This is a genomic window from Pseudomonas sp. SWRI81 (assembly GCF_014268545.1).
In the GTDB taxonomy this organism is placed as follows: domain Bacteria; phylum Pseudomonadota; class Gammaproteobacteria; order Pseudomonadales; family Pseudomonadaceae; genus Aquipseudomonas; species Aquipseudomonas hamedanensis.
Genome location: NZ_JABWQS010000054.1, coordinates 16,286 through 34,618 on the forward strand (window position 1 = coordinate 16,286; position 18,333 = coordinate 34,618).

An 18,333-nucleotide genomic window follows, 5' to 3' on the forward strand; every position below is an offset into this window, starting at 1 on the left:
GCACTAGAGCGGTGCACAAACGGGGAGCTAGTATAGAGGCCATCACCGCGCAATGGCGACAGGCGAATCGGCTTTTACGGTAAGTTTTTCCGATTATTTCTTGACCGTTAGTCGATTGTCTTTGTCAGAGTCTTTACCGGATGTAGGACGTTTGCCTTGAAAGGCCGGGCAATCGCCACCACATTAAGCACAATCCAGGTTTTTTCTTGCGCGACATCGGTCGTTTGCGGTCGTCCTCGTGGTGCTCCGTCTGAGGCGGAACGCCGCGATTCCAGAGGTGTGTATGTCGGAATTCCAGCTAGTCACCCGCTTCGATCCCGCCGGCGATCAGCCGGAAGCCATTCGCCAGTTGGTTGAAGGTATTGAAGCCGGGCTGGCGCACCAGACGCTGCTTGGTGTGACCGGTTCGGGCAAGACCTTCAGCATCGCCAACGTCATCTCACAGGTACAGCGTCCGACGCTGGTGTTGGCGCCGAACAAGACTCTCGCCGCGCAGTTGTATGGCGAGTTCAAGGCATTCTTTCCCAACAACGCCGTCGAATACTTCGTTTCCTATTACGACTATTACCAGCCCGAAGCTTATGTGCCGTCATCCGACACCTTCATCGAGAAGGATGCGTCGATCAACGACCACATCGAGCAGATGCGTCTGTCCGCGACCAAGGCGTTGCTGGAGCGCAAAGACGCGATCATCGTCACGACGGTGTCGTGCATCTACGGTCTGGGCAGTCCGGAAACCTACTTGAAGATGGTCTTGCACGTCGACCGCGGCGACAAGCTCGATCAGCGTGCGCTGCTGCGCCGGCTGGCTGACCTGCAATACACCCGCAACGACATGGACTTTGCCCGTGCGACCTTCCGCGTACGTGGCGATGTGATCGACATCTACCCGGCGGAATCCGACCTGGAAGCGATCCGCATCGAGTTGTTCGATGACGAGGTAGAGAGCATTTCCGCGTTCGACCCGCTGACCGGCGAAGTCATCCGCAAAATGCCGCGCTTCACCTTCTATCCGAAGAGCCACTATGTGACGCCGCGGGAAACCCTGCTCGACGCCATCGAAGGGATCAAGGTCGAGTTGCAGGAGCGTCTCGAATACCTGCGCAGCAACAATAAACTAGTGGAGGCCCAGCGCCTGGAGCAACGCACCCGTTTCGATCTGGAGATGATCCTCGAACTGGGCTACTGCAATGGCATCGAAAACTACTCGCGTTATCTGTCCGGGCGCCCGTCCGGCGCTGCGCCGCCAACCCTTTACGATTACCTGCCGGCGGACGCCTTGCTGGTCATCGACGAATCCCACGTCAGCGTGCCGCAGGTTGGCGCCATGTATAAGGGCGACCGGTCGCGCAAGGAGACGCTGGTCGAATACGGCTTCCGCTTGCCGTCGGCGCTGGACAACCGGCCCATGCGTTTCGACGAATGGGAAGGGGTCAGCCCACAGACCATTTTCGTCTCGGCGACGCCCGGCAACTACGAAGCCGAACACGCCGGGCGCGTGGTCGAGCAAGTGGTGCGGCCGACCGGGCTGGTCGATCCGCAGATCGAAGTGCGGCCGGCGCTGACTCAGGTCGACGACTTGCTCTCGGAAATCACCAAGCGGGTGGCGATCGAAGAGCGCGTGCTGGTGACCACGCTGACCAAGCGCATGGCCGAAGACCTCACTGATTATCTCGCCGACCACGGCGTGCGCGTACGTTATCTGCACTCGGACATCGACACGGTCGAGCGCGTCGAGATCATCCGCGATCTGCGCCTGGGCACGTTCGACGTACTGGTGGGGATCAACTTGCTGCGTGAAGGCCTGGACATGCCGGAAGTGTCGCTGGTGGCGATTCTCGATGCGGACAAGGAAGGGTTTCTGCGTTCCGAGCGTTCATTGATTCAGACCATCGGCCGTGCCGCGCGTAACCTCAATGGTCGGGCGATTCTGTATGCCGATCGCATGACCGGCTCGATGGAGCGCGCGATTGGCGAGACCGAGCGCCGTCGCGAGAAGCAAATCGCCTTTAACCTCGAACACGGCATCACCCCGAAAGGCGTGTTCAAGGACGTCGCCGATATCATGGAAGGCGCCACCGTGCCGGGGTCGCGCAGCAAGAAGCGCAAAGGCATGGCCAAGGCTGCCGAAGAAAACGCCAAGTACGAAGCCGAGCTGCGTTCGCCGAGCGAAATCGCCAAACGCATTCGTGCGCTGGAAGAGAAAATGTATCAACTGGCGCGCGATCTGGAATTTGAGGCAGCGGCGCAGATGCGTGATGAGATTGCCAAACTGCGCGAACGATTGCTGACCGTTTGATCTGCGTCGTTTGACCCGGCGCCTTCGCGAGCAAGCTCGCTCCCACAAGGGCAATCTGCGCAGGCCCTGTGGGAGCGAGCCTGCTCGCGAATGGCGGCGACTCGGTAGAGCGGCGACCCATGTCTGGCTTAAATACCCTGCCCGCTGGAGCCGGGCAGGTCTCGCCTGTTACCATTCGCCGCTTGATTGTTCTGCTCTTCATTTTTTCGAGACATGCCATGACCACCGTCCGCACTCGCATCGCGCCATCGCCTACCGGGGACCCCCACGTAGGTACCGCTTACATCGCATTGTTCAACTACTGCTTTGCCAAGCAGCATGGCGGTGAGTTCATCCTGCGCATCGAAGACACCGACCAGTTGCGTTCGACCCGCGAGTCCGAACAGCAGATTTTCGACGCGCTGCGCTGGCTCGGCATCGACTGGAGCGAAGGCCCGGACGTCGGCGGCCCGCACGGCCCGTACCGGCAGAGCGAACGCGGCGACATCTACCAGAAATACTGCCAGCAACTGGTCGACATGGGCCACGCGTTCCCATGCTTCTGCACTGCTGAAGAACTCGATCAGATGCGCGCCGAGCAAATGGCTCGCGGCGAAACCCCGCGCTACGACGGCCGCGCGCTGCTGTTGTCGAAGGAAGAAGTCGCTGCCCGTCTGGCTGCCGGCGAACCCCACGTGATCCGCATGAAAGTGCCAAGCGAGGGCGTTTGCGTGGTGCCGGACATGCTGCGTGGCGATGTCGAGATCCCGTGGGATCGCATGGACATGCAGGTATTGATGAAGACCGACGGCCTGCCGACGTACTTCCTCGCCAACGTGGTCGACGACCACCTGATGGGCATCACCCACGTCCTGCGCGGCGAAGAATGGCTGCCATCGGCACCGAAACTGATTCTTTTGTACGAATACTTCGGCTGGGAACAACCGGAGCTGTGCTACATGCCACTGCTGCGTAACCCGGACAAGAGCAAGCTGTCCAAGCGCAAGAACCCGACCTCGGTGACGTTTTACGAGCGTATGGGTTTCATGCCCGAAGCGATGCTCAACTACCTGGGGCGCATGGGCTGGTCGATGCCGGACGAGCGCGAGAAGTTCTCGCTGCAGGAAATGGTCGACAACTTCGACCTCAAGCGTGTCTCCCTCGGCGGGCCGATTTTCGACATCGAGAAGCTGTCGTGGCTCAACGGCCAGTGGCTGCGCGACCTGCCGGTCGAAGAGTTTGCCGCACGCGTGCAGAAATGGGCATTCAATGCCGACTACATGATGAAAATCGCCCCGCACGTACAGGGCCGCGTCGAGACGTTCAGCCAGGTCGCGCCGTTGGCCGGGTTCTTCTTTGCCGGTGGCGTCAACCCGGACGCCAAGCTGTTTGAATCGAAAAAGCTCTCGGGCGATCAGGTTCGTCAGTTGATGCAGTTGATCCTGTGGAAGCTGGAAAGCCTGCGTCAGTGGGAAAAGGACAACATCACCGCGACGATTCAGGCGGTGGTCGAATCCCTGGAGCTGAAACTGCGCGATGCGATGCCGCTGATGTTCGCCGCGATCACCGGCCAGGCAAGCTCGGTGTCGGTGCTCGACGCGATGGAAATTCTCGGCCCGGATCTCACCCGTTTCCGCTTGCGTCAGGCGATTGACCTGCTGGGCGGCGTGTCGAAGAAAGAAAACAAGGAATGGGAAAAACTCTTGGGCGCTATCGCCTGATGGCTTTTGTGTCTCTGTAGGGGCTGCCGAAGGCTGCGATCTTTTGATCCTGCGTTCGGCGTTTCTCCCGAATTTACGGGGGAGGGCGGTAAGTGATTGTAATCCCGACAAAAAACTTTGAAATTTTTCAAAAATAAGTTTGACAGACTTTTGATACGCCCTTAAGATTCGCCCCGTCCTCAGCGATGACATCAACGATGAGGGGCTATAGCTCAGCTGGGAGAGCGCTTGCATGGCATGCAAGAGGTCGACGGTTCGATCCCGTCTAGCTCCACCAATTTACACTTCAAGGCCTGGCCACACCGGCCTTGAAGCGATCAACACTCAGCGTTGATCAGTTGTATAGAAGGGTTTGCGTCCCCTTCGTCTAGTGGCCTAGGACACCGCCCTTTCACGGCGGTAACAGGGGTTCGAGTCCCCTAGGGGACGCCAGTTTTACAGAAGTGATGTTGCAAGACTTCACTCCGCCGCGAGGCGAAAAATCCGGGGCTATAGCTCAGCTGGGAGAGCGCCTGCATGGCATGCAGGAGGTCAGCGGTTCGATCCCGCTTAGCTCCACCAATTTTACAATTCAAGGTCTGGCCACACCGGCCTTGAAGCGATCAGCACTCAGCACTGATCAGTTGTATAGAAGGGTTTGTGTCCCCTTCGTCTAGTGGCCTAGGACACCGCCCTTTCACGGCGGTAACAGGGGTTCGAGTCCCCTAGGGGACGCCACGATTACCCGCTCTGCGGGATTTATAAGGGTCATTCAATTATTGAATGGCCCTTTTGTTTGTCTGGCGTTTGGCCGATTCTCCTTTCTCCCTACACTGTGCTTCAGACCAGCGGTCATATTCTTGACTTGCGGAATATTATTATGCGAATAATATTCTAGTCGTAATATTCGGAGGCAACGATGAACGATAAAAAAGCTCAAACCCGCGAACGCATCCTCAAGGCTGCCAGCGCCGCCCTGATTCAGCGTGGCCCGGCAGACCCGAGCGTGGGTGAAGTGATGGGCGCGGCCGGCCTCACCGTGGGCGGCTTCTATGCGCACTTCGAAAGCAAGGACGCGATGATGCTCGAAGCGTTCAAACAACTGCTGGGCCGGCGTCGCGACCTGATTGCCGACATGGATGCCGAACTGACCGGTGAAGAGCGTCGCGCCCTGGTCGCTGCCTTCTACCTGTCGCGCAAACACCGCGACTCCAGCGAGGCGGCTTGCCCGATTCCGGCTTCGATCGGTGAGCTGGGGCGTTTGCCGGAGTCGTTCCGTCTGGCGCTGAACGAGCACATGGAGTTGATGGTGGCGCAACTGGCGGCCAGTCCTGAAGACACCGACAAGGCGCTGGCCGATGTCGCGCTGATGGTAGGTGGTCTGGCGCTGGCAAGAGCGTTGGGCCCGGGCGAGTTATCCGATCGATTGCTGCGCGCCGCCAAGTCGGCGGTGCGTTGACCTGAAGGCGGCACGCCTGAGGAGAGAGCGATGAACACGTTGAAGTGGATTCGTGGCGTTAACGGCACCTTGGGCTGGTTTGCACCGAAACTGGTGGCAAGCAAAATGCGTCTGGCGTTCATGACGCCGCGTGCGCTGCCGCTGCGTGACTGGGAGCTGCCATTGCTGGCCAGTTCCGAGCGCATCACTTTGCGTTTTGGCCTGTCGGCGCTGCGCTGGGGTCAAGGCCCCACGGTGTTGCTGATGCACGGCTGGGAAGGGCGGCCGACGCAATTCGCTTCGCTGATCAACGCTCTGGTCGACGCCGGCTATACCGTCGTCGCGCTCGATGGCCCGGCTCACGGTCGTTCGCCCGGGCGAGAAGCCAATGTGGTGCTGTTCGCCCGCGCCATGCTCGAAGCGGCTGCCGAATTGCCACCCCTGCAAGCCGTCATCGGCCACTCCATGGGCGGTGCCAGCGCGATGCTCGCCGTGCAGTTGGGCCTGCGCACCGAAACCCTCGTCAGTATCGCCGCGCCGTCGCGAATCCTTGGCGTGCTGCGCGGTTTCGCCCGTCACGTCGGCATGCCGCCCAGAGCCCGTTCCGCCTTCATTCGCCAGGTCGAGCAGGATGTCGGCATGCGCGCGGCCACGTTGGATGTCGTGCATTATCAGCTCGACATGCCCGGCCTGATTGTCCATGCCGAGGACGACAATTTCGTCTCGGTCAAGGAGTCGCAATTGATTCATGAAGCCTGGTTCGACAGCCGCTTGCTGTGCCTCGAGGGCGGCGGTCATCAGCGCGTACTTGCCGACCCGCGAGTGATTGATGGCGTGTTATCACTGCTGGCCGGTCGCAGCCTTCAGGCGCGCCAATCGGCGTGAGCTCCGTTACACTGCCCCGGTTGAATCAAATGACCGGGAGTGGGGCATGGGCTGGGATCGGGCAACGCCGTTTACCATTGATCTGCAAGTGGGCGCCGAGGATATCGACGGGCTGGGCCATGCGAACAACGCGGTCTACGTGACCTGGCTTGAACGCTGCGCCTGGCGCCATTCGCAGCGTCTGGGGCTGGATCTGGTCGAGTATCGGCGACTGGATCGGGCGATGGCCGTGGTGCGTCATGAGATCGATTATCTGGCCGCGGCCTACGAAGGCGACGAGCTGCAGTTGGCGACCTGGATCGTCGACTGGGATCAGCGCCTGAAAATGACCCGGCATTTCCAGCTCAAGCGTCCGAGCGACAACGCCACGCTGCTGCGCGCCCAGACCACTTTCGTCTGCATCGAACTCTCGACCGGCAAGCCCAAGCGCATGCCGGCGGAGTTTATCGAAGGCTATGGTCCGGCGATCCAGCTCCCGGATACAGCTCAAATCTAAATTGTAGGAGTGAGCCTGCTCGCGATCGCGGTGTGTCAGTCGTTGCATATGTGGCAGATACACCGCGATCGCGAGCAGGCTCACTCCTACAAGGGATCTGCGGGTTACTGCGATATCCAGTAAACTGCCGCACGTTTTTCTTCAAGTAGTGTTTTCGCATGCAAATTGCTCTGGCGCCCATGGAAGGGTTGGTCGACGACATCCTTCGCGACGTGCTGACCCGCGTTGGCGGCATTGACTGGTGCGTGACCGAATTTATTCGGGTCAACGATCAGTTACTCACGCCGGCGTATTTCCACAAGTTCGGCCCGGAGCTGCTCAATGGCGCCCGCACCGCATCCGGTGTGCCATTGCGCGTGCAATTGCTGGGGTCCGATCCGGTGTGTCTGGCGGAAAACGCTGCGCTGGCCTGCGAACTTGGCTCGGAAGTCATCGACCTGAATTTCGGCTGCCCGGCCAAGACCGTCAACAAGTCTCGTGGCGGTGCGGTGCTGCTCAAGGAGCCGGAGCTGCTCAACCAGATCGTCGAGCACGTCCGTCGCGCCGTGCCTGCGCACATACCTGTCACCGCGAAAATGCGCTTGGGTTTCGACAGTCCGGACGGCTCGCTCGTCTGCGCCACGGCCCTGGCCGAAGGTGGCGCCGAGCACATCGTGGTCCATGCGCGGACCAAAGTGGACGGCTACAAACCACCCGCTCATTGGGAGTGGATCCCGCGTGTGCAGGACGTGGTCAAGGTGCCGGTGTTCGCCAACGGCGATATCTGGAGTGTCGAGGACTGGCGTCGTTGCCGCGAGATCAGCGGCGTGGAAGACATCATGCTCGGCCGAGGTCTGGTCTCGCGCCCGGATCTGGCCCGCCAGATCGCTGCGGCCCGCGCCGGAGAAGAGGTCGTCGAGATGACCTGGGCCGAACTGATGCCTTTGATTCAGGATTTCTGGCTGCAGGCCAAAGCGCAGATGACCGCGCGTCAATCGCCCGGTCGCCTCAAGCAATGGCTGGCCATGCTGACGCGTAATTATCCCGAAGCCACCGAGCTTTTCAGCGTTCTGCGCCGCGAAACCGAGCCTGATCACGTCTCGCGTTTACTTGGATTGCCGCTCGTCGACGCCGCCTGAAAAATCTGAAAAAAATCTCTTGAAATCAAAACAGCGGTCCCTATCTAAGGGTTACGCGATGCCGAATTCGGGTCGCGGAGACACAAAACCTTGCTGATTGTTTTCAGGAGATTTGAATCATGAGTACTGCATTTTCTCTCGCGCCACTGTTCCGTTCCTCGGTAGGTTTCGACCGTTTCAACGACCTGTTCGAAACCGCCCTGCGCAACGAGCCAGGCAGCAGCTATCCTCCTTACAACGTCGAAAAACACGGTGATGACCAATACCGTATCGTCGTCGCGGCCGCTGGCTTCCAGGAAGATGACCTGGACCTGCAAGTCGAGAAAGGCGTGCTGACCATCAGTGGTGGCAAGCGTGACACTGACGAGAACGTCACGTTCCTGCATCAGGGCATCGCGCAGCGAGCCTTCAAGCTGTCTTTCCGTCTGGCCGATCACATCGAGATCAAGGCCGCCGACCTGCGCAACGGTCTGCTGAGCATCGACCTGTTGCGAGTGGTTCCGGAAGAAGCGAAAGCCAAGCGCATCCCGATCAATGGAGCGCAGCAGGCGGTTCTGCAATAACGCGGGGCAAGAAGAAGGGCGCCAGTAATGGCGCCCTTTTTTGTGCCTGTTATTTAAGCAATGCTTTCAAGTCCTCCAGCGCCACCGGCCGGCTGTGCAGGTAGCCCTGATACAAATGGCAGCCCAGACCCTGTAAAAACGCCAGCTGTTCGGGTGTCTCCACCCCCTCGGCAATCACTTCCAGCTCCAGGCTGCGCGCCATGGCGACAATCGCGCGAATGATCTCCGCAACATTGGAGTCGGTGGTCGCGTCGCGAATAAACGACTGGTCGATTTTCAACGTGTCCACCGGTAAGCGCTTCAGATAAGTCAACGACGAATAGCCGGTGCCGAAATCATCCATGGCGAAGCTGACGCCGAGTTTCTTCAAGCGGCGCATTTTGCCGATGGTGTCGCCCAGATTCTGAATGACGATGCCTTCGGTGATCTCCAGTTTCAGCAGCGAGCAGGGCAGGCCGTGGCTGCTCATGCTGTGTTCGATACGCTCGACGAAATCGTTCTGACGGAACTGTCGCGGGCTGATATTCACGCACAGGCTGAAATTCAACGGATCGACCAATTGCAGCGCGATCAGCTGTTTGAACGCCTCGCAGGCTTCATCGAGAATCCACGTGCCGACCTCCAGAATCAGGCCGCTGTCCTCCAGCACCTTGATGAATTCGGTGGGCGACTGCGCGCCGAGTTCCGGGTGGTTCCAGCGCACCAGTGCTTCGGCGCCAATGATGCGGTTATCCCGAGCGTCGACCTGCGGCTGGAAGTGCACATTGAATTCACCGCGCGATAACGCCAGGCGCAGATCGGTCTCCATGCGCAGCCTTTCGCTGGCCGCTTTCTGCATGGTGTTGTGATACATCTGCGTGGTGTTGCGCCCGGAATCCTTGGCCCGGTACAGGGCGATGTCGGCGCGCTTGAGCAAGTCAGTCGGGGTCGAGCCGTGGTCGGGGATCAGCGCCACGCCGATGCTCGGCGTCACTTGCAAACGCTGGCCATCGAGGAACATCGGCTCGGAGAGCAGCTCGCGCAGGGTGTCGGCCAATGCACGAACCTGCGTGCTGACTTCATGGCGCGAGCCTTCCAGGCCGCTGAGCAAAACGACGAATTCGTCACCGCCCAGGCGCGCCACGGTGTCTTCCATGCGCACGCTGGCTTCGAGCCGCGCGGTGATGATCTTCAGCACCGTGTCGCCCACCGGGTGGCCGAGCGAGTCGTTGATGTGCTTGAAATGATCGAGGTCGAGGAACAGCAAGGCCCCGCGCAAATTGTGGCGCTTGAGCAAGGCAATCTGCTGGCTCAGGCGATCCATCAGCAGCGCGCGGTTGGGCAGGTTGGTCAACGGGTCGTGGTAAGCGAGGTGGCGAATCTGCGCTTCGGCGTTTTTCAGCAGGCTGACGTCCCGTGCCGTCAGCAACAGGCACGCGGTTTCATTGAGCGTGATCGGCTCGACCGAGACCTCCACCGTCAGCCGTTCGCCACGCTTGTTGCGCCCGAGCATTTCCTGATGGTGCACGCGGCCCTTGATCTGCAATTCGGCGAGCAAGGCCGAGCGCTGTTTTTCTTCGGCCCAGATGCCGACCTGATAGACGGTTTTGCCCAGCACTTCATCGGCGCGATAACCAGTGAGGCGACAGAACCCGTCGTTGACCTCCAGGTAGCGCCCGGTGTCGCGTTCGGTGATGGTGATCGCGTCGGGGCTGGAGTGAAAGGCCTTGGCGAATTTCTCTTCGCTGGCCTTGAGCGCGGCTTCCGAGCGTTGTTGCTGGGTGATGTCGCGCAGGGTGGTAACGATGCAGGGCAGATCACCGACGCTGATCTGTCGGCTGGAAATGACGCAGGTCAGCGACTGTCCGTCCTTGTGCTGGACGATGATCGCGACATTGCTCAGGCCTTGCTCGCGGATCACCCGCTCGATGCGTTGCAGGCTTTTTGCAGACGCGTCCCACAGGCCGATTTCTTCGGCGGTGTGGCCGATGACATCGGCGGCACTCCAGCCGAAGGTCTGGGTAAAGCTGGAATTGATCTCGATGAACTCGCCGGTTTCCTGGCGCGTGACGCAGATCGGATCGGGGCTGACCTGAAACAGCGTGGCGAATTTTTCTTCCGAGGCCACCAGGCGCTGTTCGCGCTCGACCTGATCGGTGATGTCCAGCAGCGTGCCGGCCATGCGCAACGGCGCGCCCTTGTCATCGCGATAGAGGCGGGCGCGGCTTTCCAGATAACGCGAGCTGCCGTCCGGCAGTTGCACGCGATACGTCAGCTGATAATTGCCTGCCGGGCCTTCACGCAGGCTGCGGTAGGCATCGCGCATGCTGTCGCGCTCCTCGCCCGGCACGCCCTCGAAGAACGCTTCGAAGGATTCATGAAACGGAATCGGCTCCAGCCCGTGCAATTGCGCCGCCCGCGCCGAGCCATAGAGCATGCCGCTGGGGATGTGCCAGTCCCAAGTGCCCAGTTGTGCCGAGTCCAGCGCCAGATCGAGGCGTTCCTGGCTGTCTTTGAGCGCGAGTTCGGCGGCTTTGCGCTCGGTGGTGTCGAGGAACGTGCTCAGCAGGTACGGCTGGCCTTCAAGCTCGACCTTCTGAGCGCTGAGGATGCCGTCGTGAACCTGGCCGTTGCTGGCACGAAACTGCACTTCCATGCTGACCAGATCGCCCTTGGCCTTGGTTTTTTTCACCAGTTCACCGCGTTGCTCGGGGTGCACCCACAGGCCCAGTTCCAGCGTGGTGCGGCCAATCGCGCTTTGCACCGGCCAGCCGAACAGGCTTTCGAAATACTGATTGGCCTCGCTGATCAGGCCGTCTTCCTGACGGGTCAGCAGCACCATATTCGGGCACAGGTGAAAAAGTGTCGCGAAACGTTTCTCCGAACTGCTCAGGGCTTGCTCGCGTTGACGCTGTTGGGTGATCTCGCGAATCACCCCGATCATCCGCGGGCGCCCGTGTTTGTCCGGCAGCAGGCTGCCGCTGACCTCCAGCCAGTGCAGGCTGCCGTCGGGCCAGCGAATGCGATGATGCATCGCTTGTTCCAGCGGCGCGCCGGCAATCACCGCGTGAAAGGCGCGAACGGTCTTCGCACGGTCTTCCGGCGGCAGCAGATCGAGGTATTCCAGATCCTGCGGCAACGGTTGCCGCGGATCGAAGCCGAACAATGCCTGCGTGCCGCGCGACCAGCTGATCTGCCCGCGCTCGATGTCCCAATACCAGGCGCCGAGCCGGGCGCCATTGAGCGCGGCGAGCAATTGCGGCGCGCTCTCCCAGCTCTGCTCGGAATGACGCGGGTCGATGGCCTGGATGCGCGGCATCGGCGGAATTCGGTCAACAGATTTCGGCATTGATCACGGGCCTTGAGCTGATGTGGGGCGTTAGGCACAAAAACGGTGGTTTACCGGCGTGGCACAAGTCAGCCCGGAGTCCCTGGCCGATCGATTTGCGCATCCAGCAAGGCCATAAAGGCTTTTGCCGCATTCGACAGCGTCCGTTCGGTGTGCAGGATATAGCCTAGCTGGCGAGTGAGCTGTATGCCCGGCAAAGCGATACTTGCGACCTGATCGTCGAGCATGGTGCGCGGCAGCACGCTCCAGGCCAGGCCGATCGAGACCATCATCTTGATGGTTTCCAGGTAGTTGGTGCTCATGGCGATGTTCGGCGTCAGGCCCTGGGCTTCGAACAGACGCTGCACAATATGGTGGGTAAAGGTGTTGCCGCCGGGGAACACGGCCGGATGCCCGGCAATATCGGCCAGACTGACGGCGCCGTTATTGATCAGCGAATGTTCCGGGGCGACCACGAAATCCAGCGGGTCGTCCCACACCGCCATCGCATGCACCAGCGCGTGGGGCTCGGGCGCGAGGGTGATGACCGCCAGTTCGGCGCGGCCGTGAAGAATTTCCTCGTAGGCCACTTCCGAATCGAGGAACTGAATATCCAGCGCCACCTTCGGATAGCGCCGGGTGAATTCCCTTAATAGAGGGGGCAGGCGGTGCAGGCCTATGTGGTGACTGGTGGCGAGCGTCAGGCGGCCGCCGACTTCGCCGGTCAGATTGGTCAGGGCACGACGCGTGTCGTCCAGCACATTCAGAATCTGATAAGCCCGCGGTAGCAAGGCGCGGCCGGCCTCGGTCAGGCCGACTTCACGGCCCAGTCGGTCGAACAGGCGCACCTTCAATTGCTGCTCGAGACCGGCGATGCGTTTGCTGATCGCCGGTTGCGTCAGGTGCAGGCGCTCGCCGGCACCGGAGAAACTGCCGGTCTCGGCGATGGCGATGAAAGCGTTGAGGTTAGCCAAGTCCATGTCGCATTCCAGTTGGTTATCCAAAGCATGAAAAATATGAATTTGAGTTATTTAATCTAACCCCATAGGATCGGCCTCACAAGCCAAAGGGTTATTGATAAGCCCGGGGCATAGAAACAAGCTGATGAGGAACCGTCTGATGGCCGGCAAAACGCTCTACGACAAGCTCTGGGATTCGCATTTGGTCAAGCAGCGCGACGATGGCTCTGCGCTGATCTACATCGATCGTCACATCATCCACGAAGTGACCTCGCCGCAGGCCTTCGAAGGCCTGCGTCTGGCCGGGCGCAAGCCTTGGCGCATCGATGCCAACATCGCGACCCCGGACCACAACGTACCGACCACGCCGGAGCGCAAGGGCGGCATCGAGGCCATTGCCGATCAGGTTTCGCGTTTGCAGGTGCAGACCCTCGATGACAACTGCGATGAATACGGCATCGTCGAGTTCAAGATGAACGACGTGCGCCAGGGCATCGTTCACGTCATCAGTCCGGAGCAGGGCGCGACCTTGCCGGGCATGACCGTGGTCTGCGGCGACTCGCACACCTCGACCCACGGCGCATTCGGCGCGCTGGCCCACGGTATCGGCACTTCCGAGGTCGAACACGTCCTCGCCACCCAGTGCCTGGTCGCCAAGAAAATGAAAAACATGCTGGTGCGCGTCGAAGGCCAATTGCCGTTCGGCGTGACCGCCAAGGACATCGTCCTCGCGGTGATCGGCAAGATCGGCACCGCCGGTGGTAACGGCCACGCCATCGAATTTGCCGGCAGCGCGATTCGCGATTTGTCCGTCGAAGGCCGCATGACCATCTGCAACATGTCCATTGAGGCCGGCGCCCGCGTAGGCCTGGTGGCGGCGGACCAAAAGACCATCGACTACGTCAAGGGCCGCCCGTTCGCGCCAAAAGGCGAGCAGTGGGACATGGCCGTCGAAGCGTGGAAAGATCTGGTCTCCGACGCCGATGCCAAATTCGACACGGTGGTTGAGCTGGACGCGGCGCAAATCAAACCACAAGTCAGCTGGGGCACTTCCCCGGAGATGGTGTTGGCCGTTGATCAGAACGTGCCGGATCCGGCCAAGGAGATGGATCTGGTCAAGCGCGACTCGATCGTCCGTGCCCTGAAATACATGGGGTTGACCGCCAATCAGGCGATCACCGACATCCAGCTCGATCGCGTATTTATCGGTTCTTGCACCAACTCGCGGATCGAAGATTTGCGCGCCGCTGCGGTGATCGCCAAGGGCCGCAAGGTTGCCGCGACCATCAAGCAGGCCATCGTCGTGCCGGGCTCGGGCCTGGTGAAGGCCCAGGCTGAAGCCGAAGGTCTGGACAAGATTTTCCTCGAAGCCGGTTTCGAATGGCGTGAGCCAGGGTGCTCGATGTGTCTGGCGATGAACCCGGACCGCCTGGAGTCCGGCGAGCATTGCGCCTCGACGTCCAACCGTAACTTCGAAGGCCGTCAGGGTGCCGGTGGCCGTACCCACCTCGTCAGCCCGGCCATGGCGGCGGCGGCGGCAGTGAACGGTCGTTTCATCGACGTTCGTGAATTGATCTGAAGGAGCGCAGCATGAAAGCTTTTACCCAGCACACTGGTCTTGTCGCGCCTCTGGATCGTGCCAACGTCGACACCGACCAGATTATTCCAAAGCAGTTTTTGAAGTCGATCAAACGCACCGGTTTTGGTCCGAACCTGTTCGATGAATGGCGTTACCTGGATGTCGGCCAGCCGTATCAGGACAACTCCAAACGTCCACTGAACAAGGATTTCGTCCTCAACGCCGAGCGTTATCAAGGCGCCAGCGTTTTGCTGGCCCGCGAGAACTTCGGCTGCGGCTCCAGCCGTGAACACGCGCCGTGGGCGCTGGAAGAGTACGGTTTCCGCAGCATCATCGCGCCGAGCTATGCCGACATCTTCTTCAACAACAGTTTCAAGAACGGCTTGCTGCCGATCATCCTCAGCGACGCAGAAGTTGATGAACTGTTTAAACAGGTTGAGGCCGAGCCGGGTTATCAATTGCAGATCGACCTGCAAGCGCAGACCGTGATCCGCCCGGATGGCAAGGTGTACAGCTTCGAGATCGATGCGTTTCGCAAGCATTGCCTGCTCAACGGTCTGGACGATATCGGCCTGACCTTGCAGGACGGCGATGCGATTGCAACATTTGAGGCCAAACATCGGGTGAGTCAGCCGTGGTTGTTTCGCGACGTTTGATTCGAGATTGATCTAGTCAGGGCCGGCCTCTTCGGGAGCAAGCCCCCTCCCACAAGGGAATGCATTTCAATGGTGGGAGCGAGCCTGCTCGCGAAGACGGCAGCTCATACAACACAAATACAGGATGTGACCCATGACCAGCACCGCCCAGCACACCCAGGTCGTCCAGAAGCAATTCGGCGAACAGGCCGCCGCTTACCTGAGCAGCGCCGTTCACGCTCAGGGCCGCGAATTCGCACTGCTACAGGCTGAGCTGGCCGGGCAGGGCGAGGCGCGGGTACTGGATCTGGGTTGCGGCGCCGGTCATGTGAGTTTTCATGTGGCGTCGCTGGTCCGGGAAGTGGTGGCGTATGACCTGTCGCAGCAGATGCTCGACGTGGTCGCCGCTGCTGCGGTTGATCGCGGCCTGAACAACATCGTCACGGTCCACGGCGCCGCCGAGCGCTTGCCGTTCGCCGACGGCGAGTTCGATTTTGTGTTCAGCCGTTATTCGGCGCATCACTGGAGCGATCTCGGCCTGGCCCTGCGCGAAGTGCGCCGTGTATTGAAACCGGGCGGCGTGGCGGCGTTCGTCGACGTGTTGTCACCGGGCAGTCCCTTGTTCGACACTTACCTTCAAAGCGTCGAAGTGCTGCGTGACACCAGTCATGTGCGCAATTACTCCGGCGCCGAATGGCTGCGCCAGGTCAGCGAAGCGGGCCTGCATGTGCGCAGCACTTCGCGCCAACGCCTGCATCTGGAATACAGCAGTTGGGTCGAGCGCATGCGCACCCCAGAGGTGATGCGCGTGGCGATCCGCCAGTTGCAGCATTCGATGGGCGATGAAGTACGCGAATATTTCGAGATTGCGGCCGATGGTTCGTTCAGCACCGATGTGCTGGTACTGATGGCCGAACGATAAGCATTTTTCCGGGCGCGTCGTGATGGGCGCACCGACTGAAGACATGAGGAAAGCATGAGCAAGCAGATTCTGATTCTCCCAGGTGACGGTATTGGCCCGGAAATCATGGCCGAAGCGGTCAAGGTGCTGGAGCTGGCCAACGACAAGTACAGTCTGGGCTTCGAACTGAGCCACGACGTGATCGGTGGCGCTGCCATCGACAAGCACGGCGTGCCGCTGGCCGACGAAACCCTCGATCGTGCCCGCGCTGCCGATGCCGTGCTGCTGGGCGCGGTCGGCGGTCCGAAATGGGACACCATCGAGCGTGACATCCGCCCTGAACGCGGCCTGCTGAAGATCCGTGCGCAACTGGGCCTGTTCGGCAACCTGCGCCCGGCGATTCTGTACCCGCAACTGGCTGAGGCATCGAGCCTGAAGGCGGAAATCGTTGCCGGTCTGGATATCCTCATCGTGCGTGAACTGACCGGTGGCATCTACTTCGGCGCACCGCGTGGCACCCGTACCCTGGACAACGGCGAGCGTCAGTCCTACGACACTCTGCCGTACAGCGAGAGCGAGATCCGTCGCATCGCCCGCGTCGGTTTCGACATGGCCATGGTCCGCGGCAAAAAGCTCTGCTCGGTGGACAAGGCCAACGTGCTGGCGTCCAGCCAGTTGTGGCGTGAAGTGGTCGAGCAGGTGGCCAAGGATTACCCGCAAGTCGAACTGAGCCACATGTACGTCGACAACGCCGCCATGCAACTCGTGCGCGCGCCGAAGCAGTTCGACGTGATCGTCACCGACAACCTGTTCGGCGACATTCTGTCCGACGAAGCGTCGATGCTCACCGGTTCCATCGGCATGCTGCCGTCGGCTTCGCTGGACGCCAACAACAAGGGCATGTACGAGCCGTGCCACGGTTCTGCACCGGACATCGCCGGCCAAGGTATCGCCAACCCGTTGGCGACGATCCTGTCGGTGTCGATGATGCTGCGTTACAGCTTCAATCTGCACGACGCCGCCGATGCCATCGAAAAAGCCGTCAGCGTGGTGCTCGATCAAGGGCTGCGCACGGGCGACATTTATTCGGCCGGTTGCACCAAAGTCGGTACGCAGGAAATGGGCGACGCAGTAGTCGCCGCGCTGCGGAATCTGTAATCTCTCGGGCCCGCTGCGAAATTCAATACAAAGCAGCGGCCCACTTTTCAAGAAGGTGTAGTTGCGATGAAACGTGTAGGTCTGATCGGTTGGCGCGGGATGGTCGGTTCCGTGCTCATGCAGCGGATGCTGGAAGAGCAGGATTTCGATCTTATCGAGCCGGTGTTTTTCACCACGTCCAATGTCGGTGGCCAAGGCCCGTCCGTGGGCAAGGACATTGCTCCGCTCAAGGACGCTTACAGCATTGACGAGCTGAAGACCCTCGACGTGATCCTGACCTGCCAGGGCGGCGACTACACCAGCGAAGTGTTCCCGAAGCTGCGCGAAGCCGGCTGGCAAGGTTACTGGATCGACGCGGCGTCGAGCCTGCGCATGAACGATGACGCGGTGATCATTCTCGATCCGGTCAACCGCAAGGTCATCGATCAGCAACTCGATGCAGGCACCAGGAACTACATCGGCGGCAACTGCACCGTCAGCCTGATGCTGATGGGCCTGGGCGGTCTGTTCGAAGCCGGTCTGGTCGAGTGGATGAGCGCCATGACTTATCAGGCGGCCTCCGGTGCCGGCGCGCAGAACATGCGTGAACTGATCAAGCAGATGGGCGCGACCCACGCCGCTGTCGCCGATCAACTGGCCGACCCGGCCAGCGCGATCCTCGACATCGACCGTCGTGTAGCCGAAGCCATGCGCAGCGACGCGTACCCGACCGAGAACTTCGGTGTGCCGCTGGCCGGCAGCCTGATCCCGTGGATCGACAAGGAACTGCCGAACGGCCAGAGTCGCGAAGAGTGGAAGGCCCAGGCCGAGACCAACAAGATCCTCGGTCGCTTCAAGAGCCCGATCCCGGTCGACGGCATCTGCGTGCGCATCGGCGCCATGCGTTGCCACAGCCAGGCGCTGACCATCAAGCTGAACAAAGACGTACCGATCGCCGATATCGAAGGGCTGATCAGCCAGCACAACCCTTGGGTCAAACTGGTGCCGAACAACCGCGACATCAGCATGCAGGAGCTGAGCCCGACCAAGGTCACCGGCACCCTGAATGTACCGGTCGGCCGTTTGCGCAAGCTGAACATGGGTTCGCAATTCGTCGGTGCCTTCACCGTCGGCGACCAGCTGCTGTGGGGCGCGGCCGAACCGCTGCGCCGCATGCTGCGGATCCTGCTGGAGCGTTGATCGCTTGAAGTTGTGAAAGGACCCGTGCCTTGCGAGAGGTGCGGGTTTTTTTATGCCATGGATTTCTCCGGTGTCTGTGCTGCCTTCTTCGCGAGCAGGCTCGCTCCCACATTGGAATGCGGTCCCCTGTGGGAGCG

At 60.5% G+C, this 18,333-nt stretch carries 14 protein-coding genes and 4 tRNA genes; 16 read left to right on the top strand and 2 right to left on the bottom strand.

Annotated elements, in window-relative coordinates; all coding sequences use genetic code 11:
- Window positions 1–283 precede the first annotated feature (283 nt).
- The 11 genes from uvrB to HU765_RS24180 all read left to right on the top strand — a co-directional run bounded on the left by uvrB (window position 284) and on the right by HU765_RS24180 (window position 8,478).
- Window positions 284–2,299, top strand: a complete 2,016-nt coding sequence (gene uvrB, locus HU765_RS24130) for an excinuclease ABC subunit UvrB (RefSeq protein WP_186552477.1) — start codon at window positions 284–286, stop codon at window positions 2,297–2,299.
- 218 nt (window positions 2,300–2,517) lie between these two features.
- Complete coding sequence (gene gltX, locus HU765_RS24135) at window positions 2,518–3,999, top strand: glutamate--tRNA ligase (protein ID WP_186623423.1); 1,482 nt, start codon at window positions 2,518–2,520, stop codon at window positions 3,997–3,999.
- A 201-nt stretch (window positions 4,000–4,200) separates the two neighbouring features.
- A tRNA-Ala gene (locus tag HU765_RS24140) sits at window positions 4,201–4,276 on the top strand.
- Window positions 4,277–4,355: 79 nt separating this feature from the next.
- A tRNA-Glu gene (locus HU765_RS24145) sits at window positions 4,356–4,431 on the top strand.
- A 53-nt stretch (window positions 4,432–4,484) separates the two neighbouring features.
- Window positions 4,485–4,560, top strand: a tRNA-Ala gene (locus tag HU765_RS24150).
- A gap of 80 nt (window positions 4,561–4,640) precedes the next feature.
- Window positions 4,641–4,716: transfer RNA gene (locus tag HU765_RS24155), tRNA-Glu, on the top strand.
- A gap of 181 nt (window positions 4,717–4,897) precedes the next feature.
- Window positions 4,898–5,437, top strand: a complete 540-nt coding sequence (locus HU765_RS24160) for a TetR/AcrR family transcriptional regulator (protein WP_186623424.1) — start codon at window positions 4,898–4,900, stop codon at window positions 5,435–5,437.
- A 30-nt stretch (window positions 5,438–5,467) separates the two neighbouring features.
- Entirely contained in the window at window positions 5,468–6,301 is an 834-nt protein-coding gene (locus HU765_RS24165) for an alpha/beta fold hydrolase (protein ID WP_186623425.1), read from the top strand.
- Window positions 6,302–6,347: 46 nt separating this feature from the next.
- Complete coding sequence (locus HU765_RS24170; RefSeq protein WP_186552349.1) at window positions 6,348–6,797, top strand: thioesterase family protein; 450 nt, start codon at window positions 6,348–6,350, stop codon at window positions 6,795–6,797.
- Window positions 6,798–6,955: 158 nt separating this feature from the next.
- The gene (locus HU765_RS24175) at window positions 6,956–7,915 is read left to right on the top strand and encodes a tRNA-dihydrouridine synthase (RefSeq protein ID WP_186552350.1); all 960 of its coding nucleotides are present in this window, start codon (window positions 6,956–6,958) and stop codon (window positions 7,913–7,915) included.
- 119 nt (window positions 7,916–8,034) lie between these two features.
- Window positions 8,035–8,478, top strand: a complete 444-nt coding sequence (locus tag HU765_RS24180; protein WP_186552351.1) for an Hsp20 family protein — start codon at window positions 8,035–8,037, stop codon at window positions 8,476–8,478.
- Window positions 8,479–8,527: 49 nt separating this feature from the next.
- Here the strand turns inward: HU765_RS24180 and HU765_RS24185 are convergent, their stop codons facing one another.
- Both HU765_RS24185 and HU765_RS24190 read right to left on the bottom strand, forming a co-directional pair.
- On the bottom strand, window positions 8,528–11,806 hold the full coding sequence (locus HU765_RS24185) for a PAS domain S-box protein (RefSeq protein ID WP_186623426.1): 3,279 nt from the start codon (window positions 11,804–11,806) through the stop codon (window positions 8,528–8,530).
- A 68-nt stretch (window positions 11,807–11,874) separates the two neighbouring features.
- Window positions 11,875–12,765, bottom strand: coding sequence for a LysR family transcriptional regulator (locus HU765_RS24190; protein WP_186623427.1), 891 nt, complete (start codon window positions 12,763–12,765; stop codon window positions 11,875–11,877).
- Window positions 12,766–12,904: 139 nt separating this feature from the next.
- Here HU765_RS24190 and leuC point away from each other — a divergent pair, with 139 nt between their 5' ends.
- The 5 genes from leuC to asd all read left to right on the top strand — a co-directional run bounded on the left by leuC (window position 12,905) and on the right by asd (window position 18,196).
- Entirely contained in the window at window positions 12,905–14,323 is a 1,419-nt protein-coding gene (gene leuC, locus HU765_RS24195) for a 3-isopropylmalate dehydratase large subunit (RefSeq protein ID WP_186552354.1), read from the top strand.
- 11 nt (window positions 14,324–14,334) lie between these two features.
- Window positions 14,335–14,979, top strand: coding sequence for a 3-isopropylmalate dehydratase small subunit (gene leuD / locus HU765_RS24200; protein ID WP_186623428.1), 645 nt, complete (start codon window positions 14,335–14,337; stop codon window positions 14,977–14,979).
- A 133-nt stretch (window positions 14,980–15,112) separates the two neighbouring features.
- Complete coding sequence (locus HU765_RS24205; protein WP_186623429.1) at window positions 15,113–15,880, top strand: class I SAM-dependent methyltransferase; 768 nt, start codon at window positions 15,113–15,115, stop codon at window positions 15,878–15,880.
- Window positions 15,881–15,934: 54 nt separating this feature from the next.
- Window positions 15,935–17,017: a 3-isopropylmalate dehydrogenase gene (leuB, locus tag HU765_RS24210; protein ID WP_186623430.1), complete on the top strand. Its 1,083-nt coding sequence runs from the start codon at window positions 15,935–15,937 to the stop codon at window positions 17,015–17,017.
- Window positions 17,018–17,083: 66 nt separating this feature from the next.
- Window positions 17,084–18,196, top strand: coding sequence for an aspartate-semialdehyde dehydrogenase (asd, locus tag HU765_RS24215; protein WP_186552358.1), 1,113 nt, complete (start codon window positions 17,084–17,086; stop codon window positions 18,194–18,196).
- Window positions 18,197–18,333 lie beyond the last annotated feature (137 nt).